Annotated in this window: 1 protein-coding gene; it reads right to left on the reverse strand. The window is 65.2% G+C overall.

Annotation, left to right across the window (positions count from 1 at the left end; translation table 11 throughout):
• Positions 1-328: putative Ig domain-containing protein (locus tag PH558_RS34180; RefSeq protein ID WP_285208578.1), on the reverse strand; the 328-nt coding region annotated here is incomplete at both ends.

A 328-nucleotide genomic window follows, 5' to 3' on the forward strand; every position in this document is an offset into this window, starting at 1 on the left:
AAGCGCTACGCCCGGCGGAAGGCTCCCGCTTGCGAGGCTAAAGGTATAGGAGCCGGTTCCGCCCGAGGCCGTCAATGTCTGGCTATAGGCGGTTCCGGCCACGCCCCCCGGCAGTGTTGCCGGGGTGATCGCGATCGTCGGGGTGCCGATCGTAACGGTATAGGCCTGCGAACCGGTAAAGTGATTGCCGTCTGTTGCGGTGATGGTGAAACTGAAAGGCCCGGCTGTTGTCGGCGTACCGACGAGCGCACCGGCCGACGAAAGCGCTACGCCCGGCGGAAGGCTCCCGCTTGCGAGGCTAAAGGTATAGGAGCCGGTTCCGCCCGAG

The organism is Rhizobium pantanalense, assembly GCF_030182525.1.
In the GTDB taxonomy this organism is placed as follows: Bacteria; Pseudomonadota; Alphaproteobacteria; order Rhizobiales; family Rhizobiaceae; genus Rhizobium.